Genomic DNA, 26,121 nt, shown 5'->3' on the forward strand with positions numbered 1-26,121 from the left:
CGTTCTTTACGACCTTTGGTATAATACAAACGCGATGGTCTTTTCAGGTTCCCACAAGGCCCTTATTCCTGAACAATCGGGAGACGGGCAAGAAACTGGGCAAGAAACGGAATGGAAGCGTCTTCAAGTCAACGCATTCTCCTCGTCGTCGGCGGCGGGATCGCGGCCTATAAGACGCTCGAACTCGTGCGTCTTTTGCGCCGCCGAGGCCATTTCGTGCGCGTCGTTATGACCGACGCGGCCAGACAATTCGTCACTCCTTTGTCCTTTGCGAGCCTCTCCGGCGCGAGCGTTCCCGAAACCCTGTTTTCGCCGGACGAAGAAGCCAAGATGAGCCATATTGCTCTCTCGCGTGATGCCGATCTCGTCGTCGTCGCACCAGCGACCGCCGATCTTCTCGCCAGAATGGCGCAGGGGCTTGCCGATGATCTCGCCACGACCTTGCTGCTCGCGACCGATAAACGGGTGCTCGTCGCGCCCGCGATGAATGTGCGCATGTGGCTGCATCCGGCAATGCAGCGCAATATGGCGACGCTCCTCGCCGATGGGATCCTCCGTGTCGGACCGGAGGAAGGCGACATGGCCTGTGGTGAATATGGCCCCGGCCGCATGAGCGAACCGCAGGACCTTCTCAAAGCTATCGAGGACGCCCTGGCGGAGACACCAGCCTCCACCCTGCTTGCCGGTCAAAAAGTCATCGTGACCTCGGGGCCAACGCATGAGCCGCTCGATCCCGTGCGCTATCTCGCCAATCGCTCGTCCGGCAAACAGGGCCATGCGATCGCCGCCGCAGCGGCGGCGGCAGGTGCCGATGTTGTGCTCGTGAGTGGTCCCGTCGCGATTGCCGACCCGCCAGGCGTCACAACCCGGCATGTCGAGACGGCGCGCGACATGCTGGCGGCCGTCACCGAGGCTCTACCGGCGGATCTTTTCATCGGCGCGGCCGCCGTCGCCGATTGGCGTCCCCTCATCGATGCAGACGAAAAAATCAAAAAGAATGGCGGTGCGCCCCCTTCCTTGACCCTGGTCGAGAATCCCGACATTCTGGCGACCATCGCCAAAACGGGCCCGCACAGGCCAAAACTGGTGATTGGCTTTGCCGCCGAGACTCAGGCCCTGCTTGACCATGCACGCTCAAAATTGGAGCGCAAACAGTGCGACATGATCGTCGCTAATCATGTCGGCCGAGGGTCGGACGTCATGGGCGGCGATTTCAATCAGGTGACCTTATTGTCCCACTCCGGCGAGGAAAGCTGGCCTCCCTTGCGCAAGGAAGATGTGGCGCGCCGCCTGATCGCCACCTGCGCCAATCTGCTCGCGGAACAAGCCGAATGACAATGCCGCCTCCCCGGCCTCCCCGTATTCTCGTCAAACGCCTGGCGCATGCGGAAGGTCTCGCGTTGCCCGCCTATCAGACGGCGGGCGCGGCGGGGCTCGATCTCGCCGCCGCTTTGCCGCATGGCACCACATTGGTCCTGGAGCCCGGCGGACGCCATCTCTTGCCGACCGGCTTCTGTCTCGAAATTCCGGAGGGCTATGAAGCCCAGGTCCGCCCGCGTTCAGGGCTCGCGCGCAAACATGGAGTGACGGTTCTGAATACGCCGGGCACGATCGACGCTGATTATCGCGGCGAGATCGGCGTCATTCTGATCAATATGGGGGATGAGCCTTTCGAGATCGTCAGAGGCACGCGCATTGCCCAGCTCGTCGTCGCGCCCTGTGTGCAGGCCGAATTGATCGAGACGCATACATTGAGCGACACCGAGCGTGGTGAGGACGGTTTCGGCTCGACGGGGCATGGATCACACCAATGATCCTGTTGTCGCGCCGCAATCTCCTGGCACTCGCCGCTGTCACCGATATCGCTTTGCATGCGCGGCCCCTGCCGGTCGCCGCCAAGGCGCTTGCGAGCCGCCTGCAATTGCCGCCACGTCATCTTGAAACCCTGCTCCAAGCCTTGGTGAGGGCCAATATTCTCAAAGGTGTGCGGGGTCCACGCGGCGGCTATGAACTGGCACGCGAACGCCGCCGTATCACCGCCGCCGATATTCTGCGCGCCATCCTGAACGAACAGGATTCCGAAAACGGCCTTATTCAGCCTTGCGGGCTCGTCGAACATGTGGTCGGCCCTCTTGTGGAAGAGGCCGGCAAAGCCTTTGTCAGTGAATTGGAGCGCCTGACCATCGATGATTTCTGCCGGCTGGCGGAAACCAAGCAACTGAACCTCGGCCTTCCAGTCGGGCCGGATTTTGCAATTTAAAAAACACGAAAACTGGATCACAAGGACTTTTCGACCCATGACTCAGATCTACAAGGGGGCCACCGGCAAGGATCTCGCCGCCGCGCATGGCTATCACGCCGAAATCATGAGCGATGGGCAAAGCGCCGTTCTCAGCCTTCTCGATCTCAAGACCAAGACCTGGCGCATGGCGATCATCGAGGACGTCCCGGAATTGACGAGCAATGTTGCCTGTGACACCTATGTCGCGACACTCGTGGCCGCGCCCGAGACGATCAAGACCGTCACGGAAGACGAGGACGAAGCCTATTACGACCGCTGCCTCGATCTGGAAGACCAGTTCAAAGCCATCATCGACGGCAAGCAAGGCATTGATGTCGATGATGAGGAAGACGACGCGGATAATGACTATCTATAGGTCAAGGCAGACAAGAGCCTTGCAATGTCACTCGGGCGGAAAAGCGATAATATCAGATCGATAGAAAGAGTTTTCCACATCCAGGATGTCGCGGCCGGCTGACAAAGATGTGAAATTCCCAGCAATCGGTTTCGCCGCATCCTGTTCGCTGCCATAACCGCAACGGTCATAGTAAATGACCGTTGGACCACTCTTGAATTTTCGCTTTTTCAAAGTGATAGCGAAAATTCAAGAAAGGAACCAAAGGTCGTTCATCACGACCTTTGGTATATGGCGTGCCGTGGCCGATGCAAGGTGGCTTTCGTTGCATTGACTTTCCACCGTCATCTTTCTACGGCTTGCACATATTGAAAAAAAATTCAGGAGGAACACCGGGGCCTTATTCATGGCACCGCCGTCCCGCGCCAATCCTGCGCCGGGGACTGGGCGGGCGCATTGCGCTGGACATGATTTTGCTTCACTCGTTTGTTTGAAGATGAAAAGCCTTGGCCGGGACGATTGCGGCGTCGCCGGTTGCCCTTTTCCATTCTCGAGCCTTGGACAGTCGAACCAATTCGCGTCCAATGCTCCAGATCTTTGATAACGCACAAAATTACCCAAAAAGCGATGTCCGCTTTTTGCTTTTAGGCTGGAGAGGCTGGCAGCGATTGGAATCAAAAGCGAACTTTGACGAACCATCCGCCTTGATCCTCGATTCCAACATGCCTATCTCCCTCAAGCGCAGCTTGGATTGCTCCACAATGCTCCTGACTGAATTGATCGCCGCCGAGGCGGTTATCCCCTCGTTGAAGGCCAATACAAAAAAACAGGCGCTGCTTGATCTCAGCAACCGAGCGGCCCAGATTTCCGGTCTCGATGCGCGTGAGATTTTCGATGTCGTCCTGCAACGCGAACGGCTTGGATCAACGGGGATTGGCTCTGGCGTCGCCATTCCGCATGCCAAATTGGATAAGGCCCCCACGATTTTCGGCGTTTTCGCCCGCCTCGTTCGGCCGATCGATTTCGATGCGATCGATGGCGTGCCGGTCGATCTGATCTGCCTGTTGATCACGCCGGAATCGGCCGGCGCCGATCATCTCAAGGCTTTGGCGCGCCTTGCGCGCCTTTTTCGCGGTCCCGGCGTCATCGAAAAATTGCGCGCCGCCCGGGACGGATCAGCGCTCTATTCCGTCCTCACGGAGGAAGAGACCTCGCGCGCCGCCTGATCGCGGCGACGCAAAAACGCGCCGCCATAGAGGCAATCAGCACCAGGCGCGTTTTGCATAATTGATCAGATAGAGTTCTGGCTTCGCCCCAATCGCCGCCAATCCCTGAAACAAAGCCGCCTCGTCCATGATCAGGCGCGTGGGAATCTGACTGACCCAGGCTTTATGCGGGGGCTTGTTCTCGAAATGGGTCCTGAATGTCGCGACATCGAGAAAATCGATCAATCGTGGCAAGATTCCACCCGCGAAAGTCACTCCTCCCCGCGAGACGAAAGTCACCGCCATATCGCTGCTGAAGCGCGCCAGCAGCGATAGGAAAAGGCGGACCGTCGCAGCTTCTTCTCCCACCTCATTCTTATGAGCCTGTTCGATCAGCACCCCGACATCCTGTATCGCCTTCTCCGGTGGATGTTTCACCATGGTGAGCCGCGCCCGATGCAAACGCAAGAGACCAGGCCCAGAAAGAAGGCTTTCCGCGCTGATGCGCCCAAGTGGTTCCCGATCGATGTACGGCCAGAGCGCGGCTTCCTCGTCGCTCGCCGGCCCGAAATCCACATGTCCCGCCTCGCTTACCAAGGCATAATAAGCATCCTTGACCATCACCAAAGCCGCAACGCCCAGCCCGGTCCCCGGTCCCAGGATCACCTGAGCACCTGCTAGCTTCTCTCCTTGCGCGCCGATCGGATGGATGAGGTCTGGGCGTAAAACCGCCAGACTATAGGCCTGCGCCTCGAAATCATTCAGGAGCAACCCCTGCTCCAAGCCGAAGAGAGGCGCGACCGCCGCCCCATCGATCCTCCAATGGGCATTGGTCATCTGAACACACCGGTTCTGGACCGGCCCGGCGGCGCAGGCGATAAGCGAGCGTGGTTGAACGGCAAAATCCTCCAAAGCCACGGCCAAGGCTGCCTCAAAATTGAAGAAAGCCCCCGTCTTGCCGGCAAATCCCGTCCGTAATTCGCCGCCCGGCCGATCAACTATGGCGAAACGGACATTGGTTCCACCAATATCAGCCAGGAGATGGGGAAAGGGAAAATGCATGCCACGCTCCACGATCTGACTGTTTCTTGCGAATTCGAAAGGACCGGAACATGTTCCCGGTCAGCCATCCAAGTGACAAGGGCGAGTGACAAGGGCAAGTCGTAAGGGCAAATGACAAAGGGTATGCGTTAAGTGGCATTGGAAAGCTGGGCAGAAGAGCTTAAAACCCCCCGAAATCTGGCCGGAGGCTGTGCTTATGACCTTGCATTACAAACCGCTTTTCACTCTCGCCAAGGATACGACGCCCTATCGCAAGCTGACACAGAATGGTGTCCGCCTCGAAAAACTGGGCAATCACGAAATTCTTATGGTCGATCGTGAGGCGCTCCGCACCCTGGCCGATCAGGCAATGGCCGATATCAACCATCTGCTCCGGCCTGCCCATCTCGCCCAACTGACCAAAATCCTCGACGATCCCGAGGCGACGTCCAACGATAAATTCGTCGCCTATGATCTTTTGAAAAACGCCAATATCGCCGCGGGCGGCATATTGCCCATGTGCCAGGATACGGGCACCGCGATCGTCATGGGCAAGAAAGGCCGTCTCGTCTTTACCGATGGCGAGGACGAAAGCGCGCTGGCCGAGGGGATCAAGGACGCCTATGAGCGCAAGAACCTGCGTTATTCGCAGCTCGCGCCGATCTCCATGTTCGAGGAAAAGAACACCAAGAACAATCTCCCGGCGCAGATCGAAATCTATGCCGAGGGTGAGGACGCCTACAAATTCCTGTTCGTCGCCAAAGGCGGCGGTTCAGCCAATAAAACCTTCCTGTTCCAGGCGACCCCCTCTCTTCTCACGCATGATCGGCTTATCGCCTTCCTGCACGAAAAGATCCTGACACTCGGCACGGCCGCCTGCCCTCCCTATCATCTCGCCATCGTCATCGGCGGGACATCGGCGGAATATAATCTGAAGACCGTCAAACTCGCTTCGACCCATTATCTCGACGGCCTGCCCATCGAGGGCGGCGAAGATGGCCACGCCTTCCGCGATCTCGCCATGGAAGCGGAAATCTTCAAACTGACACAGCAACTCGGCGTCGGCGCGCAATTCGGCGGCAAATATTTCTGCCATGACGTGCGCGTCATCCGTCTGCCGCGCCATGGCGCCTCGCTGCCGATCGGTATTGGTGTCTCCTGCTCGGCCGATCGCCAGGCGCTCGGCAAGATCACCCGCGAGGGCGTGTTCCTGGAAGAACTGGAACATGATCCGGCGAAATATCTGCCGCATGTCGATGAAGCCAAGCTCGGCGGCGAGGTCGTCAATATCGACCTGACCAAGCCGATGAGCGAGATTCTCGCGACTTTGTCAAAATATCCGATCAAGACGCGGCTATCTCTCACCGGCCCGATGATCGTCGCGCGCGATCTCGCCCATGCGAAGATCCGCGAAAGGCTGGAGCGCGGCGAGCCCATGCCGGATTATTTCAAGAACCATCCGGTCTATTACGCGGGTCCCGCCAAGACACCGGAAGGCTATGCCTCGGGCTCGTTTGGGCCGACCACGGCCGGTCGCATGGATTCCTATGTCGATCAATTCCAGGCGGCGGGCGGCTCCATGGTCATGCTCGCCAAGGGCAATCGCTCAGCCCAGGTGCGCGAGGCCTGCGCCAAGCATCACGGCTTCTATCTCGGCTCGATCGGCGGCCCAGCGGCAAGGCTCGCCAAGGATTGCATCAAAAAGGTCGAGGTCCTCGAATATCCGGAGCTCGGCATGGAAGCGATCTGGAAGATCGAGGTCGAGAATTTCCCCGCTTTCATTGTCATCGATGACAAGGGCAATGATTTCTTCAAGGAATTGCATCTGGGATAAGAGCAAGAGTCACGACCGACTCTTGCGTCCTTCTCAAAACAAAAGCGCGGCTCGATCTTCGAGCCGCGCTTTTGTTTGTTTATAAGGGTCAGCCCATCAGGCCATTTAGTGCGCTGTCACAGTCGCCACGGTCGCAAGTTCTGCCGTCGCCTGAGCGACGGGTGAAGCGGCCTTCACCGTCTTCTCTTCGGGCTTTGGCTTGACAGCCTCGGCGGCGGGGGACGGCGCAACCGGCGCGGGCTTGTGACGCGGCGCAGGCACCACGGCCTGAGCCGGATGCTGCGTGGTCGCGGTTTTAGCCGGGGCGGCTGGTGGCTCGACCTTGGCATTGACGGGCGACGCCGGCGCGACCGCGGGCTGGATACTGCCAACCGCCGTATCCGCAGGCGTATCAGTCGGCTTGTCCGCTGATTTCCAGTTGAAGAAACGTCCCATATTGAAGAAGGAACTGCCCGTTGCCTCGGCTTGCTGCGTTGGCGCCGTTGCCTGCGCAGCTTGAGCTGGAGCCTGGGAACCCGCAGACACCGCAGGAGAAGCTGGACCTGAGGTTGAGCCTCCCGCCGTTGCCGGTTGCGGCTGGGCCGACGCCATGGCTTGCGTGGGAACGGCCGGCCCGGTCACAGGGGCCGCGACAGCAGGCTGGAACTTATCCTTCTTGTTCTTGGGATTCGGTTTCCCCTCGTCCATGTCATAATCCACCGGCGCCTGCGCCAGGGCCTCGGGCCGGCTGACTTCACCCTGCCGCGTGGAGAAACTCGGATGCTGTCCGCCGTCGGCGTAGACCGTATGCACCGGCTTGACACCGCGCGCGGCAAATTCCGCGATTTTCTCCTCATCCCGTTTCGTGCGGGCGGCAACCTCGGCAGCTTCCTCGGCATTGCGGTGCACGGGCGGGCACGCTCCTGTCGGATCGAAAGATCCCCCAGCGGGCAAGGCATTGAAGATATAATGCCGGTCGCAGACGCCGACGATCACCTCCTGCCGGGTGAGGTCGAAATGATCGGCGCCTTCCTTCAGCTGCCGCCAGAAGGCGATATTCGGATCGAGCCTGTATTTCGCCAGGTTTTCCGCCGTCATGCGGAAGGGATAGGACTGCATCTGAATGGCGCGCTGACCGCCGGCGAAGCCTTCCCGGACGATGGCATAGATTTCCTCGATCTGCTCATCGGTCATCGAGAAACAGCCGGCCGAGGAACATACGCCATGCACCATGATCGAGCCGCCGCTGCGTCCCCAGGCGCGATCAAACGTATTGGGATAGCCTACGTCAAAGGACAGATAATAATGCGAATTGGGATGCATCTGCGCCGGCGTGATCGCATAGAACCCTTCCGGCACCTGGCGATCACCCTCCCGCATCTTCGGTCCGAGTTGCCCCGACCAGCGGCACATCGGATAGGTTTTGAGATGCTTGTAACGCCCATCCGCGCCCATTTTCCAGATTTCGAGCTCTGCTTCCTTCTTATAGGTACGAATCAGCACAGGCGACGCGCTGGTCGTGCCATGTTCTGACATGAGCGTCAGAGTTTTGTGTGAAAGGGGGGCATGGGCTCTCGCGTTCGACAGTCCCGGCGGGCTCATGACCTCATCACACCCGGCGAGCAAGGAAGCCGAAAGGCCGATCAAGGAAAGGGACAGAAGCGAAACTGGCAGCTTCGCCCGCCTCTCATCCTTGCGCGGGAAAGGCGGGACAGATTTGGCGAAGAGATTGAAACAGGACAGGAAATCGGCTTTGAAACGCATCGGCGATACACTCATTGACCGGCCTTCCATGCGGCCCGAACGGCTGTCGGGAAGACGCCTTGCTCCGATGTTGGCCGATGCTTTGGGGGCTGGTTTTCAGCTTCGGCCCACACGCATCGAACGACCATCCGAGGGCGGCAATCTTATCCCTTCCATTCTTAGAAAGACGTTACCTTAAACAAGCTTCAGCGGCACTTATAATTTGCGGCCCATGCCGAGGAACTTCTCCCGCCGAACCCGGCGCACTTCGCTGGGGGAGAGATCCCGCAATGCGCCAAGGGCTTCGACAACGGCTTCCTTGACCGCGACGATAGTGGTCGAACTGTCGCGATGCGCGCCGCCCAGCGGTTCCGGCACGATCTTATCAATAATGCCGAATTTAAGCAGATCCTGGGCAGTGATCTTCATGCTCATTGCCGCGTCTTGCGCGCGCGTAGCGTCACGCCAGAGGATCGAGGCGGAGGCTTCGGGCGAAGCGACCGTATAAATGGCATTTTCCAGCATCAAGACGGTATTGCAGGCGGCAATGGCGATCGCGCCTCCCGAGCCACCTTCCCCAAGAATGACGGCTATATTGGGGACGCCGAGCGAGAGACAGGCATCGGTTCCGCGCGCAATGGCCTCGGCTTGCCCGCGCTCTTCCGCATCAACACCCGGAAAAGCCCCAGCCGTATCGACCAACGAGAGGACCGGCACGCCGAAACGATCGGCGAGCTCCATCAGGCGGACAGCCTTGCGATAGCCTTCCGGCCGGGCGAGACCGAAATTATGCTTGATTCGGCTCTCGGTATCGGCGCCTTTTTCCTGGCCGATCACGCAGATCGATTGTCCTTCGAACCAGCCAAAACCGCCGATGATCGCGGCATCGTCGCCAAATTTGCGATCACCCGAGAGCGGCGTGAAATCGTCGATGAAACCCTGCACGAAATCGACGAAATGCGGCCTCTGCGGATGGCGCGCGACCTGCGTTTTCTGCCAGGGTGTCAGACTTGCGTAGAGATCGCCTAAAGCCTTTTGCGCCTTAGCCTCTAGTTTTGTGAGCTCCTCACCAATAGCCGGCGTATCCTCTTGCGCGTTGAGGGTGCGCAATTCGTCGATCTTGGCTTCAAGTTCGGCGACCGGCTTTTCAAAATCGAGATAGCTTCGCATGGGACCTGATTTTTGGCGGGAATGAGGAACCTCGTTATTTTATGGATCTATGTCAAGCAACGAAAAGAACAAGGAATAAGGATAAGGTGCCGGACTCCGGCGCCTTATCCTATATACTAAAGGTTGCAAAAAAGCGACCCTTGGTTCCTTCCTCAATCAAACCGGCTCAAATCGCCAATTGATCGCCGATCGGCATCTGGCGCAGGCGTTTGCCGGTCGCGGCAAAAATCGCATTGCAAAGAGCCGGCGCGAAGGGCGGCACGCCCGGTTCGCCGACGCCACCGGGCGGCACATCGAATCCCTTGTCAACGATATGCGTATGGGTCACGCCCGGCGCTTCGTCGATTCGCACCACGCGGAAATCGTCGAAATTGGCCTGTTCCGCACGGCCGTTTTTGAAGGTCAAAGCGCCATATTTGGCAAGGCTTAGGCCCATGACAGCCGCGCCTTCCGTCTGCGAGCGGATGCGCTCGGGATTGACGAAAGCCCCGCAATCAACAGCCGTATCGACACGCGGCACGGTGAAATTGCCTTTCTCATCCACCGCGACTTCCACCACCGTCGCAATATAACTGACGAAACTGCGATGGACGGCAATGCCAAGGCCGTGGCCCTTTGGCAATGGGCGTCCCCATCCAGCCTTTTCGGCCACGAGTTCGACGACATGACGCAGGCGCCCGGTGTCAATCGGATAGGATTCGAAGGGCTCACCATAATCCCAGAACCCTTGTGCTGTCGCCCGCGGGTCGACGATCCGCGCCGGCCCGATCAGTTCGAGCAAGAAGTCCTTGGGATCGCGGCCGAGCGCATGGGCGAGTTCGGCGGTAAAGCTTTGCACCGCGAAACCATGCGGAATGTTCGAAACCGAGCGGAACCAGCCGATCCGCGTATGCGCCGCCGCCTCGCCATTCTCGCAACGGATATTCGGAATGGCATAGGGCAGATCGGTGAAGCCCATGCCAAGTTCGATCGGAATTTCATGCTTTTGCCCAGGGCCGAACGTCGAGCCAATGGAAGGCGCGACGCTGCGATGGCGCCAGGCCGTGACCTTGCCTTGCGCATCGACCGCCGCTTCGAGATGTTCAGCCGAGACCGTATGATAGAAATCGTGCTGGACATCATCCTCGCGCGTCCAAACAACCTTGACCGGCACTCCGAGATCACGCGAGAGCAAGGCCGCTTCCAAGGCATAATCGCATTTCGATTTACGACCAAAACCACCGCCGAGCAGCGTGACATTGACCTTCACCGCTTCCGGAGGCAGGCCTAACGTCTTCACCAGTTCCTCGAATGTGTTGCCGGGGCTCTGCACCGGCGCCCAGACCTCGCATTTGCCATTGGCGACAAGTGCCGTGGCACAGGGCGGCTCCATCGTGACATGGGCAAGATGCGGCAGATAATAATCGGCCGAGACTACTTTCGCGGCGCTTTTAAAAGCCGCCTCCACATCGCCGTCATTGCGCACGACAAGCCCAGGCTTTTGCGCCGTGGCGGTCAATTCCTTCTGATAGAGTTCGGAATCGTAAGAGGCGTTTGGACCGTCGTCCCAGGTCACTTTCAAGGCTTCGCGCCCCTTGATCGCCGAGCCGGTATTGCGGGCGATCACGGCGACGCCGCCGAGCGGTTGGAATTTTGAGGGCCAGGGCCAGCCCTGGACTTCCAAAACCTTTTCGACACCCGGCACTTTCAGGGTTTCCGTCGCATCGAAGGAGACAAGCTTACCGCCGACGACAGGGGGCCGGGTAATGACGGCATATTTCATCCCCGGCAGGCGCGTATCAATGCCATAAGAGGCGTGGCCGGTGGTGATATTATGCAGATCGACCATGCCGATCTGGCCTTTGCCGATATAGCGGAATTCGGCTTGTGTCTTGAGCGTCAGGCTTTCCGCCGGCGGCACCGGAATTTTGGCAAGATCATCGGCCAGGTCGCCATAGGACAGGCGGCGTGACGACGACACATGCAGGACTTGATGATTCTCCGCGCGGACCTCGCTCACCGGCACGTTCCAGCGCTTGGCGGCTGCGGCCACCAGCATGGCGCGCATGGCGGCGCCCACCTGGCGCATCGGCGTCAGGAAATGCCGAACACTGCGCGAGCCATCAGTATCCTGATTGCCGAAATGGGCTTCGTCACCATAGCCCTGTTGGATAGTGACCCGGTTCCAGTCAGCCTCCAATTCGTCGGCAATGATCATCGGCAGGCTGGTGCGCGCCGCGCCCGTTCCCATTTCGGCGCGTGCGGCAATGATCGTGACCTTGCCGGAGCTATCAATGGTAATGAACACATGAGGATCATTGACCGTGCCATGCGGCATGGCATCCGCGCCCGTCTTCAGCACGGCAGCGGAGGCGGGTTCGGGCAGGACTTTTGCCGCTAGAACGAAACCGCCAGCAGCCAAAATGCTCCGCAAAAAGTCGCGGCGGCCGAGATCGTGCTGCTCGCCACGGGGGGAGTTTTTATCGGCGAGAGTTTTATCGACAAAGCCCATATCAGACCCCCGTGCTGGCAAGGTGGACCGCCGCTTCAATGCGCTGATAACAGCCACAGCGGCAGATATTGCCGGACATCGCGCCATGGATGTCTTCTTGGGTCGGATTCGGCGTCTTGGCGAGAAAGGCCGCTGCCTGCATGATCTGACCGGCTTGGCAATAACCGCATTGCGGGACATTGAGCTGGCGCCAGGCCCTTTGAACGGGGTGGTTACCCTGCGGATCGAGCCCTTCGATCGTCACGACCTCGTGACCTTGCGCATCGCTCACTTGCAGAGTGCAGGCGCGTTGCGCCTCACCATCAATGTGAACGGTGCAAGAACCGCATAATCCCGCGCCACAACCGAATTTCGTGCCGGTCAGGCCCAATTCATCACGCAGCACCCAGAGCAAGGGGATCGTCGGGTCGCCGTCATAGGACCATTCCCGCCCATTGATTTGGAGCTTGATCATGCAAGGCCTCCCACCTATACTTATTGATATATTGCTAAAACGTACGTTCTATACATTCGACTTAGAATCGTGTTTCAGTTTACCAAAGGAATAGTTGAATTCAAAAGGACAGACCAAGGCACAGCGTGCGAAGCCGCATCGAATGCGTGCGCTCATTTCAAAAGACATGATTGTTTTATCAGAGAATTAATCGGTCAGGGCCGACCCCAGAAGGATGATTTTAACGTCAACAATTTGTTTTGATGAGACGCTTCTTCAAAAAAACTCATCAATCACTTGTCAGACGGGCGTCCCCTAACAGCGGCGCCTCTCGCTATTTTACAGCGCACCGCTCTAGCCACTGCCCAGAACATTAAAAAATAGATATTTGTCTAGCTTTCGCAAACGCGGCATGGTCGCGCCACTTTTGACTGGGGAGCATAGAGGGAATGTCCATAGCATGGCGCCGGATGGAGCTTCGCGTCTCCCCGGCATGCAAGGTCGCCCTTCGGCGGCCATCGGGCTGCAGCCTCTTTGCCCTTATCCAGTCCGCCATCATTTTGTCCGGCTGCGTCCCGTCCTCGGAGATGCCCGACCTCATGATGGGCATACCCGCGACCTATCGCCAAGATGGGCCGGGCGAGCGCAAAAATCTGCCACCGGATGAATGGTGGCGTGACTTTCGTTCCTCGGAGTTGAATGGCTTCATGAGCGAAGTGCCGACCGGCAATTTCGATGTGGCCGCCGCGATCGCCCGGATCGTGCAGGCGGATGCGGCAGCGCATATTGCCGGGACGGCGCTGCTGCCGACGATGACCGCCAACGATACCGTGACGCGCTCGAAATTCGCTAATCTTAACAATACGAATGTCAACTCGGTCACTTCAAACGCCTCGAATACGGCGCGCACCGTCATCGTCACCAATCTGCAGGCAAGCTACATTCTCGATCTGTGGGGCATGAACCGGGCGAAATTGCAGGCCGCCGAGGAAACCTCCAATTACAACCGCTGGGAACGCGATGTCGTCGCGCTGACCGCGTATGGCACGACGGGAACGACTTATCTCGCAGTCCTCGGCGCGCGCGATCGTATCAATAATCAAAACGACAATCTGAAGGCCGCATCAAGAATCTTGAAGCTCATCCAGGATCGGGTGAAATTCGGCACGGCCAACGCGCTCAATCTGGCGCAGCAGGAAGCCCTGGTCGCCAATATTCGCGCAGCGATCCCGCCGCTGCAATTGACCGGCGACCAGAATCTCGTCGCGCTTGGTCTGCTCGTCGGCCGGGTCCCCGAAAGCATCGTCATCAAAGGCAATAGTCTGCACGACGTGACCATGCCGAAGATCGCGCCGGGGCTGCCCTCGGAAGTGCTCACGCAGCGTCCCGACGTGCAGGCGGCCGAGGCCCAGCTCGCCTCGGCTCATGCCAGCGTGGTCGCCGCGCGCGCCGCCTTTTTCCCGCAGATCCAGCTCACTGGGGAGGGCGGCTTCCAGAGTCTCGCGCTCAAAACGCTGTTCCAGCCTTCCGCTGGCCTCTATTCCTTGGCAGCGGGCCTCACCCAACCCATCTTCGACGCAGGTCTATTGCAAGGCGATTACGATCAGGCGAAAGCGCGGCAGGAGGAATTGCTGGCGGATTATCGCAAGTCCATCGTTTCCGCCTTTACCGATGTGGAAAAGGCCTTGATCAGCATTCGCAACCTTCGCCGCCAGGAAGTTTTGCTCGGCGAATCCCTGGCGGCCTCGCAGCGCGCTCTTGATCTCGCGGAAGATCAGCTTCGTGCCGGCACCGTTGATTATACGACCGTGCTGCAAGCGCAACAAACCTTGTTCACGACCCGGGATACCTTATCCCAGACTCGTCTCGCTCTCTTACAGGCCGGCGTTGCCCTTTATCAAGCCTTGGGCGGAGGGTGGCCGCAGAGCCAGGCGCCGGCCCAAAACAGTCAACGCGACGGCCGAGGAATGGAGAAGAAGGCGGCGGAGCATGAGACGAAAACCGCTCAGGCGGAGCCACGCGAGACGGTGGGAGCGAAACCATGAAAAAATTCTTGCGTAGCCTTTTCTGGTTGGCCGCCATCGTCGGCGCCCTGGTCTTGCTTTCGCCGGTCGTCACCAATCGGTTTACTCAGCAGCAAGCCACGCCCGATAGCACACAGCAATCCTCCTCACGCCATTCTCGTCGAGCCAATGGCAGCGGCACCGGCATTCCCGTCCTGAGCGCTCCGGTCCTGACACGCGACGTGCCTGTCTATATCGACGGCGTTGGCTCCGGCCGTGCCTGGAATTCCGTTCTTGTCCGTTCGCAGGTCGATGGCGTCATGCTCAAGCTCTTCTTCAACGAAGGGCAAATGGTCAAGGCCGGCGACATGCTGGCGAAGATCGATCCCTCTCTTTATCAGGCGCAATATGATCAGGTGGTCGCCAAGAAGGGACAGGACGAAGCGACACTTGCCAATGCCAAGCTCGATCTACAACGTTATCAGGGACTGGCCACCACAAATGCCGTGACGAAGCAACAACTCGATACGCAGCGCGCCACGGTGGCCCAAAATGAAGCCCTGGTACAATATGACACCGCGGCCATCGCCAGCGCCCGGACCACCTTGAACTATACCGACATCCGTTCGCCGATCGATGGACGCACCGGCCTGCGCAACGTCGATGCCGGTAATCTCGTCCATGCCTCGGATACGAGCGGCATCGTCACGGTCGCGCAGATTCAGCCGATCGCCATCATCTTCACGGTCCCGCAGCAGCAATTGGAGCGGATCAACACCGCCATTGCTCATGGGGCGGGTGATCTCCTGGTGGAAGCGCTCGACAATAGCGGCACGAGCGTCATCGATACCGGCGTGCTTTCAGTCGTCAATAATACCATCGATCAAACGACCGGTACGGTGCAACTCAAGGCACGCTTCCCCAATAAGGATCTGCAAATCTGGCCCGGCGCCTTCATCAATGTGAGGCTGCGTGTCGAAACCCTGAAACAAGCCCTCGTTGTGCCGGCCTCCGCGCTGCAACGCGGACCGACTGGGTCCTTCGTCTATCTGCTTCAGGACGATAAAGCCGTGGTCCGCCCCATCACCGTGGGACAGCAGGATGATCAACAAGCAGTGGTGACAGCCGGACTTGCAGCGGGCGACCACGTCGTGACGTCGGGTTTCGCGCGGCTGACCAACGGTGCCCAGGTCAATGCAGCCGAGGATCCATCCATCAGCGCGTCCGACCCCGCCCTGCATCAAATCACCGCCATGCCGCCGCGCGGGCATCAGGGGAGAAGCAGTATCCCCCGTGTCTCTGGAGAGTCCACCAGTCCTTCCGCTAGTTCTGCCATCGCGGGCAGCGCGCCGGAAGAAACAGCGGCGAGCACAGCCCCAACAGCGATACAGGGCAAACCCAAGAGCGCGACCCAATGAACATATCCGCCCTCTTCATCGAAAGGCCGGTCGCGACATCTCTCCTCGCCGTAGCAGCCCTGCTGACAGGTCTCCTCGGCTATCTCTTTCTTCCCGTATCGGCTTTGCCCCAGGTCGATTTTCCGACGATCCAGGTCACCACCCAATTGCCGGGCGCCGATCCCGATACAATGGCCATGCTGGTGACCGCGCCGCTCGAGCGTCAGCTCGGCCAGATTCCCTCACTGCAGCGGATGAGTTCATCGAGCGGCTTCGGCCTGTCGCAGATCACCCTGCAATTCGTCCTCGACCGCGACATTGACGGTGCCGCGCAGGATGTCCAGGCGGCGATCAACGCGGCCAATTCGACCCTGCCGAAAAACCTGCCCTATCCACCGGTCTATTCCAAGGTCAATCCCGCCGCCAGCGCCATCGTGACCCTGGCGTTGACCTCCGACACGGTGTCGATCCGTCAGCTCGCCGATCTCGGCGATACGCTGATCGCGCAAAGGCTCAGCCAATTGACCGGCGTCGGCCATGTCGGCATTCAAGGAAATATGCGCCCGGCGATCCGCATACAGGCGGATTTCGCCCGGCTCGCCAATTATGGTCTCGGCCTTGAGGATCTGCGCACCGCGATCAGTAATTCCAATGTCGCTGGCGCCAAGGGTTCGCTCGATGGGCCGCAGCAATCCTATACACTCGCCTCGAACGATCAATTGACCTCGGCTGACACCTATAAGGAAGTCGTCGTCACCTATCATAATAATGCGCCGGTTTTCGTCACCGATGTCGCCGATGTCGTCGAGGGCCTGGAAAACGACAAGGTCGCCGGCTGGCATCAGGGCAAGCCCGCGGTGGTCATCGACGTGCAGCGCCAGCCTGGCGCCAATATCGTCGAGACGGTCGCGAGGGTCAAAGCCGAGCTCACCCGGCTGCAGCAGATCCTGCCCTCCGGCGTCTCCATGACGATCGTGCATGATGGCACCGAGACGATCCGCGCTTCGATCGCCGATGTGCAATTCACTCTGGTGGTTTCCATCGTCCTCGTCGTGATCGTGGTTTTGTTCTTCCTGCGCACCGTCAGGGCGACGATCGTGGCCGGCGTCGCTCTGCCGTTGTCGCTCATCGCGACATTCGCGGTCATGTGGCTCTCGGGCTTCAGCCTCGACAATCTTTCGCTGATGGCCCTGACCATCGGGACCGGCTTCGTCATCGACGATGCCATCGTGATGATCGAGAATATCCACCGCTATATCGAGGATGGCGAGACGCCCCTCGCCGCCGCGCTGAAAGGCGCTAAGGAAATCGGTTTTACCGTCGTTTCGCTGACCATTTCCCTCATCGCGGTCTTTATCCCGCTTCTGTTCATGACCGGCATCGTCGGACGCATGTTCCGCGAATTCGCGCTGACCCTGACGGTCGCCGTCGTCGTCTCGGCACTGGTTTCCCTGACCCTGACACCAATGATGTGCGGCCACCTCCTGCGCGCCGCGAAGATCGGTGAAACGGGCCATGCCGCCTCCGGCCTCACGGGACGGATCGACCGCTTCACCGATTGGGTGCTCGGTGGCTATCATAAAAGCCTGCTGGTCGTGCTGCGCCACCAGACCCTGATGCTGATCCTCAGCACTGTGATCATGGCCGCCACCATCTGGCTCTATATCGTTATCCCGAAAGGCTTCCTGCCCGCCGAGGATACCGGTCTCATCACGGCTATCGTCGAGGCCTCGCCGACCGTCTCCTTCGATGAAATGGGACGCTTGCAATCCAAAATCGTCGAGACGATCCGCGCCGATCCCGATGTCGCCGATGTCGTCTCCGTCACCGGCGTCAGCATTCTCAACGCGACCCCCAATGCCGGCCATCTGACCATCGTCTTGCGCCCCCGCGAGTCGGGTCGCGCCAATGCGGCAGAAATCATCGACAGGCTGCGCACGAAATTTGCGCAAAACTCCGATGCGGTCCTCTATTTCCAGAATGTGCAGGACATCCAGATCACCACCCAGGCGAGCCGCGCGCAATATCAATATACGCTCACCGGCACCAGTCTGACGGACGTCATGCAATGGACCGACAAGCTCGTGCAGAAATTGCGCGAGAGCCCGATCCTGCGCGAGGTCGGCTCCGAGGCCCAGGAAGGCGGCTTGCAGGTCTTCGTCAATGTCAATCGCGAAAAGGCAGGACGCCTCGGCGTGTCGATGCAAAATGTCAATGACACGCTCTATGACGCCTTCGGTCAGAGACAAGTTTCGACCATTTACGCCCAGGCCAACCAATATCGCGTGATCATCGAGGCAAAGCCACAATATCAGAACGATCCGCGCGTGCTCGACAGGCTCTATGTTCTGGCTGGCGCCTCGAATACGAATACGAACGCCTCATCGAACGCAACCGGCACAGTCACGACAGCCTCAGGCTTTTCCACCACGAACCAGGTGCCGCTCAGCACCTTTGCCAGCCTCGAGCGGAAGACCGCGCCTTTGTCGATCAGTCATATCGCGCAATTTCCCGCCGTGACGGTCAGCTTCAACCTGACGCGTGACGCCTCGCTCAGCGATGCGGTCGCGGTCGTCGAGGCGGCCCGGAGCGCCATCGGCATGCCGGATTCGATCAGCGCGACCTATACGGGCGATGCCGCCGAATTCCAAAGCTCGCTCGCGGGCGAGCCCTGGCTCATCCTTGCCGCGGCGGTGACGATCTATATCGTCCTCGGCGTTCTCTATGAGAGCGCGATCCATCCGATCACCATCATGTCGACCCTTCCGTCGGCTGGCGTCGGCGCGCTCGTCGCCATGATGATCTTCCACATGGATCTGTCGCTGATCGGGCTGATCGGCATCATCCTGCTCATGGGTATCGTTAAAAAGAATGCGATCATGATGATCGATTTTGCGCTGGAGGCCGAAAGGGTGGAGGGACTCAGTCCCTATGATTCCATCGTCAAGGCCTCGCTGCTGCGTTTTCGTCCGATCATGATGACGACGCTCGCCGCTCTGTTTGGTGCCCTGCCCCTGGCACTCAGCACCGGCACCGGTTCTGAACTGCGCAATCCGCTTGGCATTTCAATCATCGGCGGTTTGTTGTTCAGCCAATTGATCACTATTTATTCGACGCCCGTGATCTATCTCACCATGGAACGCATTCGGCTTTTCCTCACGGGGCGGCACAAACAGCAATCGCTTGACGCAAGCCTGGTCGCTCCTTTTGAGGCGCCGCAGCACAGCAAGGCCGCAGAGTAGGGAAGCGGAGCGATGAACCCTTCAGAGCCCTTCATCCGCCGCCCCATCGGCACGATCCTGCTCTCGATCGGTTTGTTCCTCGTGGGCCTGCTCGGCTATACGCAATTGCCGGTCGCGAGCCTGCCAAATGTCGAAATGCCGACGATCAACATCAACGCGAGCCGGCCTGGCGCTGATCCCGTCATCATGGCGGAAAGCGTCGCGGCGCCGATCGAACGGCGGCTCGGTGAAATTGCAGGCCTGACCGAATTGACGTCGGTCAGCGCGCTCGGATCAACCAATATCGTTGCCCAGTTTGATCTCAGCCGGAATATCGACGGGGCCGCGCGTGACGTGCAGGCCGCTCTCAACGCAGCCCAAACCGATCTGCCGAGTGATCTGCCGAATTTGCCGAGCTTCCGCAAGTTCAATCCAGCGGCGGCACCAATCCTCATCCTGGCCCTCACCTCTGACACGATCCCAGCCAGCACAATCTATGATCAGACCGATACGATCGTCGCCCAGCGTATCTCGCAGATCGAAGGAGTGTCACAGGTCGTCGTCACCGGCGCCGACCAGCCGGCGATCCGCGTCACCATCAATCCGACCCAGCTCTCGGCCATGGGCTTGAGCACGGAAAATATCCGTACCGCGATCGTCAATGCCAATGCTCTGAGCCCGACCGGCACTTTGGACGGCAACACCAAAGCACAGTCGATCGGCACCAATACACAATTGCGCAAGCCCGAGGACTACGGCAATCTCGTGGTCCAGAATACCAACGGCAACACGGCCCTGCTCTCGTCCGTGGCGAAGATCGAGACCGGCGTCCGCAATACATTGTCAGCCGCCTGGCTCAATGGCAAACCGGCGGTGATCATGGTCATCACCAAACAAGCCGATGCCAATGTCATCGACACGGTTGACCGCGTCATGGCCGCGCTCCCCAATATTGCGCGCTGGATTCCCGCCGATATCAAGATTTCCGTCCTGAACGATCGGACGGTCACGATCCGGGCGAGCGTCGCGGACATGCAGATGACCATGCTGATCACGATCGGTCTGGTCATGCTCGTGGTCTTCATCTTCCTGCGCCGCTGGGAGGCCACCCTCGCCGCTGGCGTGACCGTGCCGCTGGCACTTTCCGGCACCTGCGCCTTGATGTGGCTGGCGCATTTTTCGATCGACAATCTCTCCCTGATGGCACTGGCCGTCGCGGTTGGTTTCGTCGTCGACGACGCCATCGTCATGATCGAGAATATCGAGCGCAATCTTCACGCCGGCATGAGCCCCATGCAGGCGGCACTGACAGGTTCCAAGGAAATCGGTTTCACGGTGATTTCGATTTCCATTTCGCTGATGGCCGCCTTCATCCCCCTTTTGCTGATGGGCGGCCTCGTCGGCCGTTTCTTCCGCGAATTCTCGTTGACGCTCGCCTTTACCATTCTGATCTCGACCGTCGTCTCGCTGACCTTGACGCCGATGATCTGTGCCTATCTCCTGCGCCCCCCTCAGGAGCGCAAGCATAATTGGCTGGACCACGCCTTCGAATCCTTCTTCAGCCGTTTGACTGCCGCTTATGTCGCGAGTCTCGACAAGGTGCTGCACCATCGCGTTTTGACGCTCGTCGTCATGGTCGCGACGATCACCGCCACCGTCATGCTTTACATCAACACACCGAAAGGCTTTTTCCCGCAGGATGATACGGGCCTGATTCAGGGCACGACCGAAGCCGCGACCGATATTTCCTTCCAGGCCATGAGCCGCCTGCAACAGCAGGTGGCCGCCGTGATCCAGGCCGATCCGGCGATTGCGGCAGTCGCCTCCTCAGTCGGCGGCTCGGGCGGTCCCGGCAACAATGGCGGCCTCAATACGGGCCGCCTGTTCTTCAGCCTGAAACCTTTCGAGGAACGGCGTGGCGTCAATTCAAACCAGATCATCGACAGGCTGCGCGGCAATTTGGCCAAGGTCGCCGGCATTTCCACCTTCCTCATGCCGGTCCAGGACATACGCATGGGCGGCAGGACCGGCAAATCCACCTACCAATTCACCCTTTGGGACCCAGATAACGAAGAGCTCAGCCGATACGTGCCTCAGGTTGTCAAGAAATTGCAGGGGGTCCCGGGTCTCGTCGACGTTTCGACCGATCGCGAGCCGAACGGTCTGCAATTGAATGTCGCGGTGGATCGGCTTGCCGCCGCAAGGCTCGGAGTCTCGATCCAGAACGTCGATAATATTTTGAACAATGCCTTCGCGCAGCGGCAGATCTCGGTTCTCTACTCGCCCCGCAATCAATATCGCATCATCCTCGCGGTGCCGCCGGCGCAGGCCAGTTCCCCCAATGATCTCGCCTCAATCTATGTCCCAGGCGCGGGGGGAAGCCAGGTGCCTTTGCTCGCCGTGAGTCGTGTCAGCAAGGGGCTTGCCCCCCTCGTCACCAATCATCAAGGGCAATTCCCGGCGGTGACGGTCACCTATAATCTTGCGGCAGGCACGACCCTGCAAACGGCCAATGATGCCATTCTTGCGGCAGTGGCCGAACTGCATCTGCCCGATACAGTGCATGCGGAATTTGCTGGTGACGCCAAGGCCTTGGCCGCAACCGGCAAGGCTCAAGGGTTGCTTGTCATCGCGGCTTTCGTCGCCGTGTATATCGTCCTCGGCGTTCTCTACGAGAGCCTGGCGCATCCCTTGACCATCATCTCGACCCTGCCATCGGCGGGACTCGGCGCGCTGCTCGCCCTGAACTGGACACATACGGAACTTTCGGTGATCGCCTTCATCGGCATCATTCTCCTGATCGGCATCGTCAAGAAGAACGGCATCATGCTCGTCGATTTCGCGCTCGAGGGCGAACGCAAACATGGGCTCGATTCAGTCGCCTCGATCCGGGAAGCCTGCGCCGAACGGTTCCGGCCGATCCTGATGACCACAATGGCGGCCTTTCTCGGCGCCATTCCTCTCATCATCGCCTCGGGCCCAGGGTCCGAGATGCGGCGACCGCTCGGCATCACCATCGCCGGCGGCCTCATCGTCTCCCAGCTTCTGACTCTCTATACGACGCCGGTCATCTATCTCATGCTCGATCAACTGCATCAGCGTCTCTCGGCAAGACGCACCAAAGGCCGCGCTCCGCAGGCGGGGACAGGCGAGACCGCCCCAGCGTGATTGTCGAGTGGAGTCTCGTAACAAAAGGGCTGCGTCTCACGTAGAAAGACATGAGCCACATTTCTTGGCGCGAGCCGATAGCCGATCGGACTCGCAGCAACAGATTCTTTTCCAAATGGATCGAGGAGCGGGAATGATTACATCCAGCGCTTTTGTCCCCGTGCCCTGGATGGATCGGCGCGGACATTTCGCGCCGCTGAAGGCTCTCGTCTTCGCCGGTGTATGTATGCCAGCCCTCTGGCTTCTCGCTTCCACCTTCAACGATCACCTCGGTTCGCGTCCACTGACCGTGGCTCTGCACGAATCCGGCCTGTGGTCGATCCGCTTTCTCGTGCTCAGTCTGGCGATCACACCCTTGTCGCAAGCCATGGGTTCGATGCGCCTCAGTGCCGTGCGACGCATCCTCGGCGTTTCGGTCTTTGCCTATGCCGCCTTGCATTTCGTGCTTTATCTCATCGACCAGCAGGGCGATGTCGGCAAGATCTTCAACGAGATCACAGCCCGCCCCTATCTGACGCTCGGCTTTATCGCACTTTGTGGCCTGGCTCTCATGGCTGCAACCTCGACCGACCGCATCATCGCCTGGCTCGGCACCGAGACCTGGCAGAATGTGCAAAGCCTCGTCTATGCGATCGCGCTGCTTGCCACGTTGCATTTCTTTATGCAGGCCAAGATCGATGTGACGGAACCGATCTGGATGGGCGGGTTGTTTGGTCTTTTGGGCCTTATTCGATTCGCTCGCAAAATGTTCGGCGATCTTTCAGCCCTGGCGCTTGCGCTTCTCAGCCTGTTGGCTGCGCTCCTGACCGCGTTCGGCGAAGCTTTCTGGTATCACCTCTCTATCGGCGCGCCGCTTGGGCAGATCCTACTCGCCAATGGGGATTTTTCATTTTCCGTGCGGCCCGCCTGGTACGTCCTTGCAGGAGGTTTGGTCCTCGCCTTGATCCGCTTATATCGCGCGCCGCTTCCCAAAAGGACGCGGCGGTCATGAGGCATCAATCAGGACAAGTGCCGCTGTGACGATAATTGTGGCTTGCGCGCGGCCTCAATGAAAGCGGCCATTTTCGCGAGATCCTTGACGCCAGCCGCACTTTCAACGCCGGAAGACACATCGACGCCTTGGGCATTTGTCGCGGCAATAGCGCCAGCCACATTCTGCGACGTGAGACCACCTGCCAGCAACCAGGGCTTACGTGTCTCGACATGCCGCAAAAGGCTCCAGTCGAAGGCTGTGCCATTGCCGCCCGGCAGACCTCCCGGCGCCTTGGGCTTGGCATCGAACAGTAGCAGATCGGCCACGGCATCGAACAAAGGGATCTGAACGAGATCACTATAATCGCCGATGCTGATCGCCTTCATGACGGGCAGTCCGAAGCGCGCACGGATCGAAGCAATGCGTTCCGGCGTCTCGCGGCCATGCACTTGCAGCATTTGTGGATCGAGCGCAGCAATACCGGCGGCCAATGAGGCGTCATCTGCATTCACGGTCAGGAGGACTTTGAGAGCCCGATCGCCGACCCTTTTGCCGAGATGGCTCGCAAGATCGAGGGAGACATGACGGGGGCTTTTGCTGAAGGAAACGAAACCGACCATGTCGGCGCCGAGATCGAGCGCCGCGTCGAGAGTTTCCTCGGTCCGAAGACCACAGATTTTTATCATGATAGGCATGATCCAGGTCTCGAGCGCATTAGCGAAAGCATCGTCTTAGAAATGCTTTTTGGAAACGCTTTCGCGCGGGCGTGGTTCTAAACCAGTGAACGGTCCTGCTTTTCCCGAAGACGCAAGATTTCTGCTCGCGCATTCCTGACAGCGCGCCGGTGCTTGCCTTGCTCGAACCAGGTTGCGACCCCGCCAAGAATCGCGCCCACCATCAGGGCCAGCAACAAGACGATGAACAGGGGCGCCGTCACCGAGGGGCCAGGGATATCGCCGCCATTGAAAGGGTCGAAGGATACGGTCACCAATTGGCGATTGGCGATGGCAAGCGCGAAGCCGGTAATGCCCAAGGGAATGAAGATCAGCAAACGCAGGATTTTTGCCATGGCTCAGGTCTCTCCGCCGGCACAGAGCTTCGCTCTCTCAATGGGGGAATCAGGTATGATTCTCAAGATCTTTGAAAATGCATCAAATCTACCCAAAGTTGTATCCACTTTTGGGCTTGATGCACTCTAGAAGCTGGACAGGATGCAAGGGCATCATCACACGAAACACTAACATGAGAGGCATGTCAGTGAGCCTATCCCCAAGGCGGCAACCAAAGGCAGCCCCTTCAAAGATCACGGTCTACACCATCAACCGTGAAAGTCGATGACACATTTAGATCGATGGAGCGCTTCTATAAAGACTGACCGCATCGCTCATAGTCCGGTTCAACGAGCGTTGCTCTCTTGCATAGTCACACGATGCAGGGCTGGCGAGAGGCTTATTCAGCAAGATAGCCTTCGTTGAGCCTCTCACGCATTTCCTTGCCGGTCTTGAAGAAGGGAACCGATTTTTCCTCGACAGGAACATGCGCGCCGGTGCGGGGGTTTCGGCCGAGCCGCGCATCGCGCCGTTTGACAGAAAAAGCCCCAAAACCACGCAATTCGACTCGGTCCCCACGCGAGAGCGCACGGGTGATCTCGTCGAGAATCGCATTCACGATTTTCTCAACATCGCGCAAATAAAGATGCGGATTGCGATCAGCAATGCGCTGCACGAGCTCCGATTTAATCATTCGTTTAATCCATCAACCGCTCGGGAACCGGGATTTTCGATCCGTTTCAAGGGCCTGGGTCAATTTGAACCTGCGTCAACTTGCCAAATCGATACCAAACCGTCAAGCAAAGGCGAGCCAGCGAAGGGACTTTCCCCATTCAGAACAAGCGCCAGACTGGCCAGACCAAGCTTTTCAGCAAGGCCAGCCGCCAGACTGATGATCCCCCATCGTCCGAGGCCGCGCTCGTGTTTCCAGTCACGCACCGGCAGGTTTTTGCCAACCCCCTTTTGCTGCTCCAGCCAAGCTATGGCTTCTTGCTCGCCCCCTAACCGATCGACGAGATGCAAAGGTATCCCTTGCCGTCCGGTAAACACCCGTCCATCGGAAACATTAGCCAATTGAGCATCATCCATGCCGCGGCGCTCCTTCACGAGCCCCTTGAACCAGCTATAGCTGTCATTGATGAGCGAAACGAGGGCCGCGCGAGCCTCCGGCGTGGTCGGCTCGAATCCATTGGGCGAAGCCTTAAGCGGCGAGGATTTCACCTCCTCAACCTTGACCCCCAGCGTATCGAGGAGCCTGGCAACATTCGGATATTGGAACAAGACACCGATCGAGCCGACAAGGGAATTGCCTTGTGCGACGATCTGATCGGTCCCGAGCGCGGCAATATAGCCCCCCGAGGCCGCCATCGTGCCAACAACCGCCGCCGTCGGTTTTTTCCTGGAGAGCCGCCGCAAGGCCTCGTAGATCCGTTCGGCTCCCGTCGTGGTGCCACCGGGACTTTCGATCGAAACGAGTACGGCTTGAGCGGACGAATCCTCAACCCTTTTGATCAGCCGGAGTGTATCCCGGTCACCGGTAATAAGGCCGGAAATCGAGAGCCGTGCAATATGCGCCCGTTGCTGGCCTGACCGGAAGCCGAGCGAAACATAGGCCAAGCTGGCGATCCCCGCCAGAACGAGGGCCATGGTGGCGATTCGCCAGAAGGACAGTTTGCGGCGCAGCAAACGGCGCTCGACCATATAGTCCGAGAAAGAAGAAAGAGGCATTTCCGTCCAGACCGAACGAGTCAGAACCGCTCATCGGCTCTGATCATCAA

At 59.0% G+C, this 26,121-nt stretch carries 21 protein-coding genes; 11 read left to right on the forward strand and 10 right to left on the reverse strand.

Annotation, left to right across the window (positions count from 1 at the left end; all coding sequences use genetic code 11):
* Positions 1 to 111 precede the first annotated feature (111 nt).
* Genes coaBC through BIND_RS14690 form a run of 4 tightly spaced genes read left to right on the forward strand, consistent with a single transcriptional unit; the run spans position 112 to position 2,657 of the window.
* Positions 112 to 1,335 (forward strand): bifunctional phosphopantothenoylcysteine decarboxylase/phosphopantothenate--cysteine ligase CoaBC, encoded by a 1,224-nt coding sequence (coaBC, locus tag BIND_RS14675; protein ID WP_012385829.1) that lies wholly within the window; start codon positions 112 to 114, stop codon positions 1,333 to 1,335.
* Complete coding sequence (gene dut, locus BIND_RS14680; protein WP_012385830.1) at positions 1,332 to 1,814, forward strand: dUTP diphosphatase; 483 nt, start codon at positions 1,332 to 1,334, stop codon at positions 1,812 to 1,814. Before coaBC ends, dut begins: the two co-directional genes overlap by 4 nt.
* A complete protein-coding gene (locus BIND_RS14685) occupies positions 1,811 to 2,260 on the forward strand; it encodes an RrF2 family transcriptional regulator (protein ID WP_012385831.1) in 450 nt (149 codons plus the stop codon). Before dut ends, BIND_RS14685 begins: the two co-directional genes overlap by 4 nt.
* A gap of 37 nt (positions 2,261 to 2,297) precedes the next feature.
* Complete coding sequence (locus BIND_RS14690; protein WP_012385832.1) at positions 2,298 to 2,657, forward strand: hypothetical protein; 360 nt, start codon at positions 2,298 to 2,300, stop codon at positions 2,655 to 2,657.
* 228 nt (positions 2,658 to 2,885) lie between these two features.
* On the opposite strand, the gene BIND_RS21395 is transcribed toward BIND_RS14690, so the two are convergent.
* Positions 2,886 to 3,335, reverse strand: coding sequence for a hypothetical protein (locus tag BIND_RS21395; RefSeq protein WP_148210658.1), 450 nt, complete (start codon positions 3,333 to 3,335; stop codon positions 2,886 to 2,888).
* Between the two features lie 62 nt (positions 3,336 to 3,397).
* Between BIND_RS21395 and BIND_RS14700 the strand changes: the two genes are divergently transcribed.
* Positions 3,398 to 3,862 carry a PTS sugar transporter subunit IIA gene (locus BIND_RS14700; protein WP_012385833.1) on the forward strand — a complete coding sequence of 155 codons (465 nt, stop codon included), beginning with the start codon at positions 3,398 to 3,400 and terminating at the stop codon, positions 3,860 to 3,862.
* Positions 3,863 to 3,898: 36 nt separating this feature from the next.
* Here BIND_RS14700 and BIND_RS14705 read toward each other — a convergent pair whose 3' ends face one another.
* On the reverse strand, positions 3,899 to 4,903 hold the full coding sequence (locus tag BIND_RS14705; RefSeq protein ID WP_012385834.1) for a glucokinase: 1,005 nt from the start codon (positions 4,901 to 4,903) through the stop codon (positions 3,899 to 3,901).
* Positions 4,904 to 5,099: 196 nt separating this feature from the next.
* Between BIND_RS14705 and BIND_RS14710 the strand changes: the two genes are divergently transcribed.
* On the forward strand, positions 5,100 to 6,716 hold the full coding sequence (locus BIND_RS14710) for a fumarate hydratase (RefSeq protein WP_012385835.1): 1,617 nt from the start codon (positions 5,100 to 5,102) through the stop codon (positions 6,714 to 6,716).
* 105 nt (positions 6,717 to 6,821) lie between these two features.
* Here the strand turns inward: BIND_RS14710 and BIND_RS20240 are convergent, their stop codons facing one another.
* The 4 genes from BIND_RS20240 to BIND_RS14730 all read right to left on the reverse strand — a co-directional run bounded on the left by BIND_RS20240 (position 6,822) and on the right by BIND_RS14730 (position 12,553).
* Positions 6,822 to 8,474 carry a L,D-transpeptidase family protein gene (locus BIND_RS20240; RefSeq protein ID WP_244395899.1) on the reverse strand — a complete coding sequence of 551 codons (1,653 nt, stop codon included), beginning with the start codon at positions 8,472 to 8,474 and terminating at the stop codon, positions 6,822 to 6,824.
* A 180-nt stretch (positions 8,475 to 8,654) separates the two neighbouring features.
* Entirely contained in the window at positions 8,655 to 9,608 is a 954-nt protein-coding gene (locus BIND_RS14720) for an acetyl-CoA carboxylase carboxyltransferase subunit alpha (protein ID WP_012385837.1), read from the reverse strand.
* 166 nt (positions 9,609 to 9,774) lie between these two features.
* Positions 9,775 to 12,099 carry a xanthine dehydrogenase family protein molybdopterin-binding subunit gene (locus BIND_RS14725; protein WP_012385838.1) on the reverse strand — a complete coding sequence of 775 codons (2,325 nt, stop codon included), beginning with the start codon at positions 12,097 to 12,099 and terminating at the stop codon, positions 9,775 to 9,777.
* A gap of 1 nt (position 12,100) precedes the next feature.
* The gene (locus BIND_RS14730) at positions 12,101 to 12,553 is read right to left on the reverse strand and encodes a (2Fe-2S)-binding protein (RefSeq protein ID WP_012385839.1); all 453 of its coding nucleotides are present in this window, start codon (positions 12,551 to 12,553) and stop codon (positions 12,101 to 12,103) included.
* 578 nt (positions 12,554 to 13,131) lie between these two features.
* On the opposite strand from BIND_RS14730, the gene BIND_RS14735 reads away from it, so the two are divergent.
* The 5 genes from BIND_RS14735 to BIND_RS14755 all read left to right on the forward strand — a co-directional run bounded on the left by BIND_RS14735 (position 13,132) and on the right by BIND_RS14755 (position 23,312).
* Positions 13,132 to 14,577, forward strand: coding sequence for an efflux transporter outer membrane subunit (locus tag BIND_RS14735; RefSeq protein WP_244395900.1), 1,446 nt, complete (start codon positions 13,132 to 13,134; stop codon positions 14,575 to 14,577).
* Positions 14,574 to 15,953 carry an efflux RND transporter periplasmic adaptor subunit gene (locus BIND_RS14740; RefSeq protein ID WP_012385841.1) on the forward strand — a complete coding sequence of 460 codons (1,380 nt, stop codon included), beginning with the start codon at positions 14,574 to 14,576 and terminating at the stop codon, positions 15,951 to 15,953. The genes BIND_RS14735 and BIND_RS14740 overlap by 4 nt, the downstream gene beginning before the upstream one ends.
* Positions 15,950 to 19,174: an efflux RND transporter permease subunit gene (locus BIND_RS14745; protein WP_012385842.1), complete on the forward strand. Its 3,225-nt coding sequence runs from the start codon at positions 15,950 to 15,952 to the stop codon at positions 19,172 to 19,174. Before BIND_RS14740 ends, BIND_RS14745 begins: the two co-directional genes overlap by 4 nt.
* A 12-nt stretch (positions 19,175 to 19,186) precedes the next feature.
* Positions 19,187 to 22,321 (forward strand): efflux RND transporter permease subunit, encoded by a 3,135-nt coding sequence (locus BIND_RS14750; protein ID WP_012385843.1) that lies wholly within the window; start codon positions 19,187 to 19,189, stop codon positions 22,319 to 22,321.
* 133 nt (positions 22,322 to 22,454) lie between these two features.
* Positions 22,455 to 23,312: a protein-methionine-sulfoxide reductase heme-binding subunit MsrQ gene (locus BIND_RS14755; protein ID WP_012385844.1), complete on the forward strand. Its 858-nt coding sequence runs from the start codon at positions 22,455 to 22,457 to the stop codon at positions 23,310 to 23,312.
* Positions 23,313 to 23,320: 8 nt separating this feature from the next.
* Here the strand turns inward: BIND_RS14755 and BIND_RS14760 are convergent, their stop codons facing one another.
* The 4 genes from BIND_RS14760 to sppA form a co-directional block, all read right to left on the reverse strand.
* A complete protein-coding gene (locus tag BIND_RS14760; RefSeq protein ID WP_012385845.1) occupies positions 23,321 to 23,989 on the reverse strand; it encodes a phosphoribosylanthranilate isomerase in 669 nt (222 codons plus the stop codon).
* Positions 23,990 to 24,066: 77 nt separating this feature from the next.
* Positions 24,067 to 24,363 (reverse strand): lipopolysaccharide assembly protein LapA domain-containing protein, encoded by a 297-nt coding sequence (locus tag BIND_RS14765; RefSeq protein ID WP_012385846.1) that lies wholly within the window; start codon positions 24,361 to 24,363, stop codon positions 24,067 to 24,069.
* 380 nt (positions 24,364 to 24,743) lie between these two features.
* Positions 24,744 to 25,037: an integration host factor subunit beta gene (locus tag BIND_RS14770; RefSeq protein WP_012385847.1), complete on the reverse strand. Its 294-nt coding sequence runs from the start codon at positions 25,035 to 25,037 to the stop codon at positions 24,744 to 24,746.
* A gap of 59 nt (positions 25,038 to 25,096) precedes the next feature.
* A complete protein-coding gene (sppA, locus tag BIND_RS14775) occupies positions 25,097 to 26,071 on the reverse strand; it encodes a signal peptide peptidase SppA (RefSeq protein WP_012385848.1) in 975 nt (324 codons plus the stop codon).
* Between the last annotated feature and the right edge of the window lie 50 nt (positions 26,072 to 26,121).

It is taken from the genome of Beijerinckia indica subsp. indica ATCC 9039 (genome assembly GCF_000019845.1).
In the GTDB taxonomy this organism is placed as follows: domain Bacteria; phylum Pseudomonadota; class Alphaproteobacteria; order Rhizobiales; family Beijerinckiaceae; genus Beijerinckia; species Beijerinckia indica.